A 13803-nucleotide genomic window follows, 5' to 3' on the forward strand; every position below is an offset into this window, starting at 1 on the left:
CCAGATATGTTATAATGATAGTAATAGTACAGTAAGGAGGGACTATGGCCACGAAGAAGACTACTAAAAAGGCCGCGACTGCAAAATCCAGTCCAAAGAAGACGACTGCTGCAGCTGCTACATCGAAAACAACCGTAACGCGCGTCACCAGCAAGGCCGAGACGAAAAAACCAGAGGTCAAATCGACTGCTGTTAAACCCGTCAAGACTAGCTCACCACGTAAAAAAATAGAAGCCAAGCTACCGCGCAATCTCGTCAACATTGTACTAGCCGAAGTTGCTGGCACGTTCATCTTGACACTAGTCGCCTTGTTCTCGGCATACATGATGACGCCGTTTTACGTTGGCCTCGCACTTGTCGTGCTGGTTCTCGGTATCGGTGCAATATCTGGTGCACACATTAACCCAGCCGTGACGTTCGGTCTCTGGACGATGCGCAAGCTTCAAGCTATACTCGTGCCGTTCTACTGGGCAGCACAATTCCTCGGCGCAATGGCTGCCGTTGTCTTGATGGGAGCAATTTCATCAGGCAGCTTCGTCATTAACTTTGACCAATTTACCACTTTCTCGTGGGCGATCTTTGCCGTTGAGCTCGTCGGTATGGCGGTCTTTATGTTCGGGGTGAGCGCTGCCCTGTCACGCACCGATCTCAAGAATACCAGTAGAGCCGTAGTCATCGGTATGTCATTGACACTTGGCCTCGTCGTTAGCGGTGCATTGCTACCACTCGCCCAAAATGCTGCTGTCCAAAAGTACCAACAGGAGCAAGCAAGTGCGACTCAGCAGACACAGCAATCAAAAGATCAGCGAACCTATCCGCGCGAAGTGTATATCAACGGTGCAACACTGAACCCAGCAGTCGCCCTGGCAGTGACTGAAAAGACTAACTCGCAGCTACAGAACGCCTCAGCACCAGCACAGAAAACAGAGAAAATGTATACCCGCCTCAGCCTCGAGGTTATTGCCGCGACTCTCGTTGGCGCAGCACTCGGCGGTAACTTGTTCCTGCTGATTGGCTATCGCAATAAGGTTGAAGAATAATTCTCTTCCTCGGTAGTTACCGTATCCCCGCCCGCTTGGCGGGGATTTTTGGTGAGACAATTATTCTTCCTGCGCCGGCCGATCAATCAGCTCTGGCTGCGTTTGATGATCACCACCAGCGATTCGCACCACGTCTTTATCAATCTTACCCAGCTCTTTGTACGAATTATTATAGTGCCCAACTGTAGTACTGAGACTCTTGCCCATCTTGGTCATCAGCTCATCAAACTTCTTAATATGCACACCCAGCTGGCCGACACGCACCTGGATATCTTTGGCCTGCTCTTCAATTTGTAGGCTCCGCAGCCCCTGCAGCACCGTCTGTAAATACGCCAAAAAGCTAGTCGGACTGACGATGATCACCCGCTTGTCACGAAAGGCATATTCGATCAAATCGCGGCTCGAACCGCCCGCACCAACATTGTTGATCAGCAGGTCATAATATAGCGACTCACTGGGGATGAACATAAAGGCGAAATCCATGGTATGCTCACGCGGGCGAATGTATTTGCTGGTTTCGTCAATGCGCCCCTTCAGGTCAGCTTTTACCTTGTTCAGCCACAGCTCGCGCTCAGCTTTGGTTTCAGCGTTGATCATCCGGTTATAATTTTCCAGGCTAAATTTACTGTCCACCGGCAAAATCTGCCCCTTGTCCAGGAAGATAACCGCATCAACAATCTCGCCATCCTTGAACCGGTACTGCATCTGAAACTGCTTGGCTGGCAGCACATTATCCAGCACGCTCTCCAGGTAAAACTCGCCGAACACACCGCGCTGCTTCGGGTTTTGCAACACGTTCTGCAGGGTTTTCAGGTCAGTCGCCACGTCGACCACCCGCTTATTTGTCTCATCCAGCTTTGCCAGCCGCTGTGTCACGTCCGCCACCAGCTTGGCACTTTCTGACAACTGCTTTTGCACCGAAGTTTGCACCTGGGCATTGCTGCACTCAAGTTTATCGCTGACCGATTCATTCAGCTTGGCGATAGTTCGCCCCAGCTCCACCACGTCAGTTTTAATGAGTTCAACTGATGATTGATTTTTCAGCTCGCTTAACTTCGACTGCAGCACAAACAGCATCGCACCCAAGCCCATAACGATAATAACTAAGAGAATAATAATAATGGCTTCCATACTCTTAGTGTACAGGGATTACAGAGACAAGACAACTCGCGCCAGCAGGACAAATATAGCTAAAAAGATAATCGCCGCCACGTTGCCGCGGATCCGGTTCAGCCACATTGCGGTTGCGTATACGAAGCCAAACGCCACGGTTGTTACCATCAGCGACAACCACCACACCTCAGCAGTCGAGACACCAACACCCCACAGTGCACCAACCGCCGCGAGTACCACGAGCAGCGGCCGCCGAACTCGATTGAGAGCGACAATCGGTACGAGCATAACGCTGACCAATACCAGCGCAACGTAGGCACCGATTTGCGCACTGTTCGTACACATTGACGGGTCGGCCGTCGGACCGCAAATAATCTGCTTTAGGATAAAGCGATCAAGCGCCAGGGCGATCAGCCATGTCACGACACCGCCAACCATACCGCTGCTGACAACTCGCCAGAACACCGCCGGCGTCACAGGAAACATATAGTCTGATTCTTCCTCGTGAAAAACTTTCTCAAACCACTTCACAATAGATACAACTATAGCAGTAATTTGATAAAACCGCAACCCTATTTTGCAGTGCGTGACACCCGTCGCAATGGCATGTACCAGAATATACCCGCCCAGGCGATGATGAGCCCCCAGCCACATCAAGCGGCGTATGCACCAGCGCCACCACTCGCCCTATACCAACCAGTAGCGTCATCACTAAACAGGCCACGGCCCACCCTCGACACTTCGTGCCGAACCACACCGCCAACGTGATAGCCATAGTGAACAGGGCGTGATCGGACGGGAAACCCGGATTATCCAAAAACGAGGCGCCGGCGCTCACACCCGCTAGCTCAAACGGACGGAGACCTGATGGCTGATATAGCAACCCGATAATTTTTGCTGCGACGAACGCCGTCAGCCCCGCCATTAACACTCGTGTATACACTTGATGGCGCCGATCTCGCGGTACGTGTCGGATGAGCGTATATATCCCGATCAGCACCACTGGGATCACCAGCCCGTCGGCAATAATTTTCACGATCCATGAAATATCCATAAGCTCCATTATACCCTGCTGGGCGTCGGCGTCAAACCCCGAGCTCGGCCTGCCGACTTGCGCCGCTTTATCATCCATAGTATAATCAGACACGCGTTGGGGATTCGCCAAGTGGTAAGGCACCGGGTTCTGGTCCCGGCATTCGGGGGTTCGAATCCCTCATCCCCAGCCAAGAAAAAGGATTGACGTGTTGTCAATCTTTTTTCTTGCGCTTTGGTTTGGCATGAGCCTGATGGTTAGTTGATGTTTCTTGAGATTTTACCGTGGTTGTCGCGCCCTGGCCAAAACCGCTTGCCCATATCGCCAAAATCCACACACCAGCCAGGAACAGAAGTGACCAGCTACCGCCCGGCAAGTCAAACGTCGCCCCAAATATCATTGATACTCCGTGACAAAACGCCATACCTTCCAGCAATGTCAATAGCAGTAGCGCCACGACGCCCATCACGGCACTTACTTTTCTCAGTCTAGCCGACACGTCCATGGCAAGTAAGAACGGCAGCGCCCCAACCTCTGTGACAACGAGAACGATGGCGCACACTACCGCCATCACGCCCGGCAGTCCAGCGAGCATTGATGGAAACTTATCAAACGAGAATAGCTGACTCAAGGCGATGACGAGAATATATCCGGCAATAATTAACCGTACAATGTGTACGACTGATATTGGTCGTTGGGTTGATGTTTTCTTCATAGATATAGTATACCGACCCGCCCTAAAAAGCTCAAGCTTGTTGTATTATTTACCAAAGCGCTTGCTTTTTTTATTAAAAACACGTACAGTAACAACAAGCGAACGATACAAAAACAAACACTACTGACGTTTCTTTCGCTCTACGACATCCACCACAACAAAATACCGTTACGAGTGTGTAGCGGTATTTTCCGTTGTCGGACAAGGTTATCTCGTCACTCAGTTTCCGCTTTTTGCGACTGCTGTTCGCGCCACTCGGCGATCTTGCCATGGTGTCCGCTCAGCAAGACTTCCGGTACTCGTAGGCCATTAAATACCTCTGGCCGAGTGTACTGCGGATACTCGAGCGTCTTGCCGTCCGAGAAGCTCTCAATCTCTGCTGATGTTTCACCGCCCAGCACACCTGGCAGCAGCCGCACGATTGAATCAATAATGGTCATCGCCGGCAGCTCGCCACCAGTCAGCACAAAATCACCGATACTCCACTGCTCATCAACCAATTCCATAATGCGCTCGTCAACACCCTCATATCGCCCGCAGATGATAATGAGCCCCCGGCCATCATCCGCCGCCATGCGCGCCATCGCCTGCCGCCAGCGCCGACCACGTGGGCTCATCAGGACAACCTTCGCGCTCTCATCGCGCGACCTGGCAAATTCCACCGCCCGCCATAACGGCTCGATCATTAGTAGCATCCCATCGCCGCCGCCATATGGCGTATCATCGACTTGCCGGCGCGGCCCCAGACCAAATTCACGCAAGTTCACCGTCTCGAGCGAAACGATACCATCCTTTTGTGCCTTCCACATCATTGAGTTTTCAAATACGCCAGAGAACATTTCGGGAAACAGGGTAATGGCTTGAAATTTTCGCATATCCTTCATTATACCGTGCCCACATAAAAACCACCAAAAAACCGCCCTTTAGCTAGGCGGTTTTTTAGCACAAATAAGGCTCTCAATGGTTACCCATTGCTCGCATAGAGCTGTTCTCGCATATTGTCTGTGCTTGAACTAGTTATGATTATATATCAAGATCATCCAGTTCTGCAAGCTCTTTTCGAGCATTTTCTGCATAAGAAGAGCTATTTTCCACAGTTTCATCTGTTGAGTTGTCCACAGAATCATCATCTGAAGCGGCAGCCGTAGTTTGTTTAGCACTCGTAAAGCCGTCGTTGTTGACAATTTTCAGGTTGTAGCGCGCATCATTTTTCGTCCCTAACGCCCTGAGTAGCGTCCGCAGACTTTGGGCTGTACCGCCACGCTTACCGATAACCCGACCGAGATCCTCTGGGTTGACCGTCAGTGTAAGCAACACTCCCTTTTCGTCAATCAAACGCTCGACGACGACATCTTCTGGATGTCCAACCAGCGCCTTTACTACGTATTCTACAAATTGCTGATCTATCGTTGACATACTGCCCCTCCTTGGAATTAACTGTACTCCTAGTATAGCATAGGCGATTTGCCGAGGGCAACTATGGCAATTGGCACTTTTTGGCGCAGTGGGCGGTAATGTTCGCCTTGTGCTCAGCCTCGGTCTTAGCAAAATAAGTTACGTTGTCGTCGCCGCTCAAGAAATAAAGGTAATCCTCCTGGGCTGGATCGGCCACAGCATTCAGTGCCGCGAGACCAGGCGAAGCAATTGGCCCAGGCGGCAGCCCCTTGTGAATACGCGTATTGTACGGTGAATTAAGCGTGTGCGAGCGAGCGACGCCAGCCTTGTCGGCGGCATAATGATACGTCACGTCTGACCCGAGCGGCATATCCTTTTTGAGACGGTTATAAAACACACTGGCGATCCGCCGCATGTCCTCGCAGGTCGCTTTACCCGGGCAGCCAATTGACTCGCGCTGAACAATCGAAGCCAGTGTTAGCCCCTGATACAGCGACAGCCCTCGAGCTGCAAATTTCTTTTCGAGATTATTCTCAGTTACCACCCGGTCTAGCTCACTGATGGCCCGCTGCAAGGCTTGCTGGGCGGTGGCGTCTGACGGCAAAAAATATGTATCACCATAGATATACCCCTCGAGATCGGCGGTCGCTGGCTTACTTTTTAGTACCGTACCGGTATAAGTAGCAGCAAAAGCGGCCGTGATCTGCTCATCGCTGTAGCCAGCCCGCTTGAGGGCGCTGGCAACATCGGTCTTTTGAGCGGCAGGCGTCGAGGTCTTATCGCGCAGTGTTGCCCCTGGATAAAATAGTACCGAACGCCGATCCGGTTTGCCACCGAGTAAATGCTTAAGCACCGACGCCACATCTTGATCTTGTGTAAAGCTGTACACGCCCTTATTGAAGGTGCCGGTAACGTTATTTAACTTGAGGTAAATTGTCATGGCAAAGGCGCTACGAATAATTTTTTTATCTTCAAGTTTTTTGGCAATGAGCTGCGCTGTGTCGCCACTAGCGATCTCGACACTGATTTTTTGCCGCGCCCCGGCGTTGACCGGACGAAGCATTTGCTTGTACCAAATGACGCTGCCAAGCAGCACCACACCCGCCACTGCGACAACTGCCGATACGATAATGAGCCACAACCGCCGTTTTTTAATCTTCAACTTCTTCATCCGTGCACCTCCAAATAATCTTGTAGTATAATACTCGCCGCCTCAGCGTCAATGTCACCCTTATCTTTGATCTTGCCAGCCAGGCGCTGTTCCGCCTGAACGCTGGTTAGCGACTCATCCTGATAAGCGATCTCGGCATCAATGTCCAGCTGACCCAGCCGCCTGACAAAATCAACCACGAACTCTGTTTGTTGCGTTGGCTCGCCGGACTGGTTACGCGGATAACCGACCACCACCAGCGAGATGTCGTGCCGCAGCATAATCTCTGCCAGTTCCTCCATGACCCGCTCATCATGAGCCACCCAGCCAAACGGCACCGCGATCCGCACCTGCGAATCGGCCATCGCCAGACCGATCCGCTTCTCGCCCACATCTAGCGCTAGAAAGTTTTTAGCTTTCATTGAGCTTGAATTCGATGCTTATTCGTTTGGTATCATTTGGTACGGTGCGCACCCAGAACGGAGAGAATTTCACATCAACATTTTCGATACCTTTGATGGCTTCGAGTGCTGACTGGATGTCGCCATAACTTTTACCGCGCGACTGCTCCTTGACCTTTTCCTCATCAATGGTTGGGCCGACGACGGCATTGGCAGTGATGTGAGCAATGAAGTTGCTGCCCTGACCACTGAACTGCGCAAACTGCGCGCTATCAACACCATCTTTATAGATCTTTTGCGACTGCTTGCCCTCTAGTTCCTTGTTGGCGGTCGCCTTGAGGTAGGTGCTTAGCTCTGATTTTTCGATACCAACCATCGAGGCGGTTACCACTGTTTTAAGCGTCACTGCACCAGTCGCTTCACTATCGACGGCGACACTTGGAGTTGGCGCACTACGCTGTTCTTGATAGCTTTCTTTGATAGTAACAGTCGATCCGCCAAATGATTGCTCGACCTTGCCACGAAGAGAGTCGGCTTTTTTTTCGTTCAATAAGTCGCCGGCACGCTTAACATCGTCGCTACTAACCACCGTCACCTCACGACTACTACCACCTGAAGTCTCGCCAACGAGTGTCGCGTTAACTCCTGATGGCATTCCCGATACCGAACCACTTTCACCGTTATATTCCGCCCCGATATTGGCAGCCGTCACCATGACCGTTGAGCCCGAGGCATTGGAGCGGCTAAACGTCACCGCGCTATCAGTCGTAAAGGTCATCCCACCGCTCGTACGGATTGATGTCCCGGCCGGAATGGTCTTATCTAGCAGGCTAATGGAATCAGTCGCAACCCGTAGCTTGCCCTTGGCTCGCTCACCAACTTTCTTCTTGCCAGTTGCCGAGAACTCAACGGATAATTCTGCTTTTTGCTCCTGCCGGCGCGCCTTGATCACGTCAGCAGCCGGATCAGTCGTCCCGTCAGTCCTGAGTGTCACTTTCTTATTTACCGTCACCGTTGTCGTCTTGGCCGTGATAATCACTCGCGCGTGCGGTGCAAACCAAATCGCCCATACCAAAAACCCAATGAGTAGCAGCGCGGCGCCGCCGATCAGCAGAAACTTTTTACGAAATAGATTAAAGTTCGGGACTTTTGGTGCTGTCTTGTTCTTGTTAGCGTTATCCGCCGGTTTTGGCGTTTCGTCGTCCTGTTTTTTGGATGAATCAGCGATGGCCGAATCAATCGCTTTATCCGTTTCATCAACAGGTTGCGCACTCTTTTCTAACTCGCCGACTGGCAGCTCGCGCCCATCGATGACGTCATTTTCGTCGTCCACCTTCAGCACCGGAACCTCGGCCATTTCTGGCTTGCTCTGGAGCGTCTTGGCCACCGGAATTTTGGCTGCTGCTGCTAGACCGGACAGAACTGTATCGCCGGTAATCAGCACCACCCGCTTATCAACCGACGTAGCCGTCCGAGCGATCAGCCGCATATTAACCGCGCTACGCAGCACACCAACTCGCTTGGGTGGCACCAGCGCAATAATCCGCTCCTTTGACGCCTTTATCTTACCAACGATAGCAGTGATATCATCTTCGACGTCAATGTAAATAACATCTTTATTCATCTATATTTTGAGTAATCGGTTAACTTTATCCATCAAGCCATGAGCGTCTTGATTACTTACCATTGTATCATACCCAACTCGCAGCAGACCCATTACCGTGATAAATGTGTGATCCGTGATATCGCCAGTTGTGTCAGTGATACCGATGACATCAGAGGGCTTGATATGCTGAATGGTTGGCTTTTTCGTAAATGGTAGTTCCTTGTACCATGGCTGATTGGCCAGTGCATCAACGAGCTGCTGCAAGCTCGCACCACCACCACACAGCAAAATTCGGTTCGGTAGGTGATCAACGCTGTCAAAATCACCGAGCGCCAGCTCAACGCCCGACAGCCATACCTCAAGGGTTTTATCAATCGCCCCATCAAGTTTGCGCTTGAGTGTTGGCTTGATATATTCCTTATCAGCATTTACCTTCAACTTTTCCGCCTCTTTGTAGCCTAGGTCAAGGTCCGTCGCAATCATCCGCGTAAAGCTCCGTCCGCCGATACCGAACATCTTGGTGCCCTCAACGCCGCCGTCATTGACGACCGCAATGTCAGTCGTGCCGCCGCCGCAATCGATCAAGATCGCCGTGAAATTAGAATTCGCATCCGTACCGAGCACACTTCGGCTGACTGCAAATGGTTCGGCCGCCACGGCGATTAGCTCCAGCGCTAACTCGTCGGCCACCTTTTCCAGCGCCCCGATATGTACCATTGGTGCAAATGCCGTATAAATCTGCACTGCCACGTCCCGCCCCTGAAAGCCGATCGGATTCGACACTTTGTAGCCGTCAATATGAATGCTGACCAGTGCCGAGTTAACCAGCTTCACCTCGACATCCTCGTTGCCAGTTTCCAGCGCAATCTGCGCCTGCGCCTTGCCCTGCGCCCGTTCCTGTACCTTCTCGATGATGAATTCCATCTCAGCAACATCCAGCGGTTTATCGGGCTGCGGTCGGCGATAGCGAATTGTGTTGGTCACGCCCTTGACCAGCTCACCGGCAATGCCGATGATCACCTGCTTGGCCTGAACACCGGCCTTATCCTCAGCTTCGGTCAGTGCCGCCTCGCAATTGGTCACCACACCGGCAATATCAGCAATCGCGCCCTGGTGCATGTCGCCCAGATTCTGCTGCGCCCGACCAACTCCGATGATCTCGATATCATCATCCTTGATCTCGGCGATCAGCGCCTTGATATACTCCGTACCAATGTCGAGACCGACCAGGTACTGGTGTTCATCTTTGTCTGTCTTCTTGAAAAGCCTATCTAACACCATAGTCTTTATGATTATATACCATTTGTGTGTGGATTGGCTAGTTTTTTACGAGGATAATTAACCAGCCTCAGTCAAGTATCGCCTTAATACGCCGAATCCCAGCAGCGCTCGCCTCTTCTTTGGTGATCGTAAAGCGCTTGCTACCCTCGGCCAAGATGCCGGTGTGTTCGACGTGTGGGCCACCGCAGACCTCAAAGCTGATGACATTATCACCTTCACCGATGGAGTAGACTTTCACCGTATCGCCGTAGCGTTCACCAAAGGCGCCGATTGCACCCATGTTTAGTGCCTCATCAGTCGGATAGACGGCAAAGCTGACTGGTAAATCAGCGTCGATCCAGGCATTAACCTGATCCTCCACCGCTTGCTTTTCCTCCGGCGTCAATTTATCGTGATTAAAATCAAAACGCAGGCGCTCAGACGTGATATTGCTGCCGTGCTGCTGCAAATCCGGCGCCTTCAGAACTTTGCGCAGCGCCGCCCCCAACAAGTGCGTCGCCGTATGATATTTCAGATGAATCGGATCGTGACCCTCTAGGCCGCCGCTAAATTGCCCTTTGCGCGCAGTTTTGGAACGTTGGCGTTGCTCGGCCATTCGCGCATCAAATTCGGCGCGCCAATTATCAGAAAGCTTGATACCTTGTTTATAGGCCTCTTCGGTACTCAGCTCCACCGGAAAGCCAAACGTATCATATAGCGTAAATAGCTCTTCGCCAGTCAAGCCGTCGTCGATATAATGCTGCATTTGCCTGAGACCTTTGCGCAGCGTTTGGCGGAAAGCTTTTTCCTCTTTGACTAGCACAGCGATGATACTCTCGCGACTCTCCTTAACTTCTGGGAAGTCCGCTTCATATAAGTCAGCGATCACCGGCACGACTTCCTCCAGAAAATTCTGCTCAATCCCCAGGTCAAAGCTATAGCGAATCGCTCGGCGCAGCAAACGGCGCATCACATACCCCTGCTCCTTATTGCTCGGCGCGCAGCCGTCGACCGCCATAAAGGTAGCAGCCCTTAGGTGGTCAGCGATCACTCGCATACTTTCGGTATGTGAATCATACTTTTTGCCGCTCAAATCCTGCAATTTCTCGACGATTGGCCACAGCAAGCTAATCTTGAAAACGTCGGGGTCATTATTCACGGCCGCCGCAATTCGCTCCAGGCCTGAGCCATGATCAATATTTGGCTTTTCTAGCGGCTCAAACACACCGTCCGCCACCTTTTTATAGGCCATAAAGACATTGTTGCCAATCTCCATAAAGCGACCGCAGTCGCAGTTCGGATGACAATGCTCACCAAACTTTGGATCATGCTCGATAAAGTCAAATTCATAAAACATCTCGCTATCCGGCCCACACGGATCACCAATCGGCGTAGTTTCTGGCCCACCGTTACGGCTCCACCAGTTTTTACTGCCATCATAGAAGAAAATCCGTTCGCCCGGGTGAATACCGCGCGCATAACCGGCTTCTTCCGAACCAATATCGGCCTGACCGCTGCTCAGGCCTGCTTTTTCGTATAGCTCCGCCCAGATTTCCGCTGCCTCAGTATCCTTAGGAATATCGTAGCGTTCATCACCAATGTAACAGGTGATATAAATCCGGTTCATGTCAAGTCCGACCTCTTCGGACAAGAATTGCCACATCCAGTTGATCTGCTCTTTTTTGAAATAATCACCCAAACTCCAGTTACCGAGCATTTCAAAAAACGTCGTGTGGCGGTTATCACCGATATCATCAATGTCTTGGGCCCGCAAGCACGTCTGCGAATCAGCGATTCGCTTACCCTCAGGATGCGGCTCACCCAGCAGATATGGAATCATTGGCTGCATGCCCGCACCAGTGAAGAGCGTGGTCGGGTCGTCGGTTAGAATCAGCGGCGCGCGCTTGATGACTGCATGAGCCTGTTTGCTGTAAAAGTCGAGATATTTGAGGCGAATTTCTTGAGCGTTCATAGGAGCAATTATAGCACAAGTCGCCTCAGATACTCTGGATCTTTATGAACGTTTTTTCCGCATCAGCAGCACTGCACCGCTGATAATGGCAGCAACACCAGCCCCGATCGCTACCAGCAAACTCGTACCGGTATCGGCTAGTTGACTGCCTGCTCGGCCTTGCGAAGCGCCCGGCTGCCCTGGTTGACTCGGCTGACCCGGCTGGTTAGGAGCACCTGGATTACCCGGCGCTGTTGGCACAGCGTTCCACTTAGCGTATAGCGTGAAGTTAGAATTTGGCATCGTATGGACGTTAAAGTCCCACCGCATCAGATAAGTTGGATCAGCGTACCATCCAGCAAAGGTATAGCCAGCCCGCGTCGGATCAGCCGGCCGCACCGCCTTGGCAGTGTAGGCGACCGTTTGAGATGGTACCGGTGAGCCTGAGCCGGTATCAAACGTCAGCGTGTAGGTCGGGCACTGCTTGGCATCGCCATTGATCGTCCAGCCGTGACCACTGTCGGCCACTGCCTTTTGCAGCGCTGCATGCGCCGCCTCCGCCGTACAATATTTCAGGCTGGCCGCACCCAGCGTCACTGGTGACTTGAGTACTGCATTATTCCAGGCAATCAGCGTCGCGTCGTAATTTTGCACCGATAGCGCCGTATTATCAAGCATATTCGTCCCGCCAGCATACGGATTCCCCGTAACATCTTGTAGCGAGGTCAGTTGCCAGCCAGCCAGCGACTGGTTGAATGCCCGCGCATTAGCCAACATCCGCACCATAGCATGTGCTTTCGTCATATTCCACAGCCCGATCGGCTGATTGAACGAATTTGCCCACTCGAACATACTATCAGCGTATTCAAGTTTTGCAGTATTCCAGCTGGCAATTGACGAACTGCCGCCGTTATTGAACGCCCCTGCATACGCAAACATATGGCCAGCGCTCGTCACATTTCCCATGTTCCACGAACCGATGTTTTGGTTAAACTGTCCGGCGCCATGGAACATATTAGCAGTTGTCGTCACATTTGATGTATTCCATTGCCAGTTGGCACCCTCACCCTTGAGCGAGTGAGCCGTGTCGAACATACCTTGCAGGCTCGTTACGTTCGTGAGGTTCGGCACGTCAGTCGCCTTGACATCCATATTCTCAGCGCCCCGAAACGCCGAGTCCATGCTGCGCCACGCACCCGTTCCCCACTGGTCAACTGACATGATTTTCAAACGATCACCGGCATTATTCACATAAATCTGCGGGAATGTACCGCCGATACGAATTGTGTGACGACCCTCGTCGCTGTATGTGCAGGTGTGACTACTGGTCACGCCCACAGCGTCAGGAATACCGTCATTGTTACAGTCAACCGTATAATTATATCCCCCGCCTGTCACCGGTATAGTAAATTGATCGGTGTTTGATACGCCCGGTTTCGTGGTGTCGATCGTCATAACAAAATCCGTGTTGTTAATCGCATCAGCTTTCGCTGGCTGCGTCATCGCAAGTAGCGTCAGGCCACCAACACCAAGCATCATAACCCCTGCTGTTAGCGTCGGCAGCAAGCGCCTGCGTCGTTGTAAATATTTCATAAACCCCCTATTATGTTCGTGTTACTTCGTTGTACTATTACCTCAAATAATACGCGACTAAGCCCTCCATTGTCAAGAAAATCCCGCTCTCATCGCGGGCGGGAAATGTCTCAGTTTATCACGTCGTATTATTCGGCACTTGGCTCGTCAGCGTCCGACTGAGCCGGCTCTTCTTTTGGCTGATTCTTACGAAGCTTCTCTGGATTGCGGATGGCTTTGTGCTTATCAGCAGCTGGCGCTTTAACCCACTTTGGCAAGGTGACGCCAGCTTCTTTCAATAACTTAACAACACGCGGTGTTGGCTGGGCACCATTGTCCAAATATTTCTGTGCTAATTCAGCCTGAATATTTGCTGCTTTAGTGTGTGGATTGTAGCTGCCGACATACGCGACCACACGACCGCTTGATGGATGGCGCTGCGCCTCTTGTACTGCCAGGCGGTACACCGGATAACCCTTGCGACCCAACCGTTGCAAACGAATTGCTAGCATGTGTGATTTCTTCCTTTTCTTACAACTCTTTGATTAATGTATTACTCCTAGAGAG

The 13803-nt window shown here is 51.7% G+C and carries 14 protein-coding genes and 1 tRNA gene; 2 read left to right on the forward strand and 13 right to left on the reverse strand.

Annotated elements, in window-relative coordinates; genetic code table 11:
- The first annotated feature begins 44 nt into the window (after positions 1-44).
- On the forward strand, positions 45-1040 hold the full coding sequence (locus FBF29_02780; protein QJU07611.1) for a hypothetical protein: 996 nt from the start codon (positions 45-47) through the stop codon (positions 1038-1040).
- 60 nt (positions 1041-1100) lie between these two features.
- On the opposite strand, the gene FBF29_02785 is transcribed toward FBF29_02780, so the two are convergent.
- From FBF29_02785 to FBF29_02795, 3 genes are read right to left on the reverse strand one after another with little or no spacing between them, the layout of a single operon-like run.
- A complete protein-coding gene (locus tag FBF29_02785; GenBank protein ID QJU07612.1) occupies positions 1101-2171 on the reverse strand; it encodes a DNA recombination protein RmuC in 1071 nt (356 codons plus the stop codon).
- Between the two features lie 18 nt (positions 2172-2189).
- On the reverse strand, positions 2190-2684 hold the full coding sequence (locus FBF29_02790) for a hypothetical protein (protein ID QJU07613.1): 495 nt from the start codon (positions 2682-2684) through the stop codon (positions 2190-2192).
- Positions 2671-3285: a phosphatase PAP2 family protein gene (locus FBF29_02795; GenBank protein ID QJU07614.1), complete on the reverse strand. Its 615-nt coding sequence runs from the start codon at positions 3283-3285 to the stop codon at positions 2671-2673. The genes FBF29_02790 and FBF29_02795 overlap by 14 nt, the downstream gene beginning before the upstream one ends.
- 19 nt (positions 3286-3304) lie before the next feature.
- Between FBF29_02795 and FBF29_02800 the strand changes: the two genes are divergently transcribed.
- Positions 3305-3379 (forward strand) — tRNA-Gln (locus FBF29_02800).
- Positions 3380-3400: 21 nt separating this feature from the next.
- Here FBF29_02800 and FBF29_02805 read toward each other — a convergent pair.
- From FBF29_02805 to rpsP, 10 genes are all read right to left on the reverse strand, one after another.
- Complete coding sequence (locus FBF29_02805) at positions 3401-3901, reverse strand: hypothetical protein (protein QJU07615.1); 501 nt, start codon at positions 3899-3901, stop codon at positions 3401-3403.
- A gap of 215 nt (positions 3902-4116) precedes the next feature.
- Positions 4117-4788: a tRNA (guanosine(37)-N1)-methyltransferase TrmD gene (gene trmD, locus FBF29_02810; protein QJU07616.1), complete on the reverse strand. Its 672-nt coding sequence runs from the start codon at positions 4786-4788 to the stop codon at positions 4117-4119.
- A 136-nt stretch (positions 4789-4924) separates the two neighbouring features.
- Positions 4925-5317 (reverse strand): KH domain-containing protein, encoded by a 393-nt coding sequence (locus FBF29_02815; protein QJU07617.1) that lies wholly within the window; start codon positions 5315-5317, stop codon positions 4925-4927.
- A 61-nt stretch (positions 5318-5378) separates the two neighbouring features.
- On the reverse strand, positions 5379-6467 hold the full coding sequence (gene mltG / locus FBF29_02820; protein QJU07618.1) for an endolytic transglycosylase MltG: 1089 nt from the start codon (positions 6465-6467) through the stop codon (positions 5379-5381).
- Positions 6464-6868, reverse strand: coding sequence for a Holliday junction resolvase RuvX (gene ruvX / locus FBF29_02825; protein ID QJU07619.1), 405 nt, complete (start codon positions 6866-6868; stop codon positions 6464-6466). Before ruvX ends, mltG begins: the two co-directional genes overlap by 4 nt.
- The gene (locus FBF29_02830; protein QJU07620.1) at positions 6858-8471 is read right to left on the reverse strand and encodes a hypothetical protein; all 1614 of its coding nucleotides are present in this window, start codon (positions 8469-8471) and stop codon (positions 6858-6860) included. The genes ruvX and FBF29_02830 overlap by 11 nt, the downstream gene beginning before the upstream one ends.
- Complete coding sequence (locus FBF29_02835; GenBank protein ID QJU07621.1) at positions 8472-9734, reverse strand: hypothetical protein; 1263 nt, start codon at positions 9732-9734, stop codon at positions 8472-8474.
- Between the two features lie 67 nt (positions 9735-9801).
- Complete coding sequence (locus FBF29_02840) at positions 9802-11685, reverse strand: alanine--tRNA ligase (protein ID QJU07622.1); 1884 nt, start codon at positions 11683-11685, stop codon at positions 9802-9804.
- Positions 11686-11727: 42 nt separating this feature from the next.
- Positions 11728-13257, reverse strand: a complete 1530-nt coding sequence (locus FBF29_02845; GenBank protein ID QJU07623.1) for a BspA family leucine-rich repeat surface protein — start codon at positions 13255-13257, stop codon at positions 11728-11730.
- A 128-nt stretch (positions 13258-13385) separates the two neighbouring features.
- Positions 13386-13748 carry a 30S ribosomal protein S16 gene (rpsP, locus tag FBF29_02850; protein ID QJU07624.1) on the reverse strand — a complete coding sequence of 121 codons (363 nt, stop codon included), beginning with the start codon at positions 13746-13748 and terminating at the stop codon, positions 13386-13388.
- Between the last annotated feature and the right edge of the window lie 55 nt (positions 13749-13803).

Source organism: Candidatus Saccharibacteria bacterium oral taxon 488 (genome assembly GCA_013099015.1).
In the GTDB taxonomy this organism is placed as follows: Bacteria; Patescibacteriota; Saccharimonadia; order Saccharimonadales; family Saccharimonadaceae; genus Nanosynbacter.

Bases quoted from the DNA above. Each gene is read 5' to 3' on its own strand.
- FBF29_02780 (QJU07611.1), top strand. From the start codon at position 45: ATGGCCACGAAGAAGACTACTAAAAAGGCCGCGACTGCAAAATCCAGT.
- FBF29_02785 (QJU07612.1), bottom strand. From the start codon at position 2,171: ATGGAAGCCATTATTATTATTCTCTTAGTTATTATCGTTATGGGCTTG.
- FBF29_02795 (QJU07614.1), bottom strand. From the start codon at position 3,285: ATGGATGATAAAGCGGCGCAAGTCGGCAGGCCGAGCTCGGGGTTTGAC.
- FBF29_02805 (QJU07615.1), bottom strand. From the start codon at position 3,901: ATGAAGAAAACATCAACCCAACGACCAATATCAGTCGTACACATTGTA.
- FBF29_02815 (QJU07617.1), bottom strand. From the start codon at position 5,317: ATGTCAACGATAGATCAGCAATTTGTAGAATACGTAGTAAAGGCGCTG.
- mltG (QJU07618.1), bottom strand. From the start codon at position 6,467: ATGAAGAAGTTGAAGATTAAAAAACGGCGGTTGTGGCTCATTATCGTA.
- ruvX (QJU07619.1), bottom strand. From the start codon at position 6,868: ATGAAAGCTAAAAACTTTCTAGCGCTAGATGTGGGCGAGAAGCGGATC.
- FBF29_02830 (QJU07620.1), bottom strand. From the start codon at position 8,471: ATGAATAAAGATGTTATTTACATTGACGTCGAAGATGATATCACTGCT.
- FBF29_02835 (QJU07621.1), bottom strand. From the start codon at position 9,734: ATGGTGTTAGATAGGCTTTTCAAGAAGACAGACAAAGATGAACACCAG.
- FBF29_02840 (QJU07622.1), bottom strand. From the start codon at position 11,685: ATGAACGCTCAAGAAATTCGCCTCAAATATCTCGACTTTTACAGCAAA.
- FBF29_02845 (QJU07623.1), bottom strand. From the start codon at position 13,257: ATGAAATATTTACAACGACGCAGGCGCTTGCTGCCGACGCTAACAGCA.
- rpsP (QJU07624.1), bottom strand. From the start codon at position 13,748: ATGCTAGCAATTCGTTTGCAACGGTTGGGTCGCAAGGGTTATCCGGTG.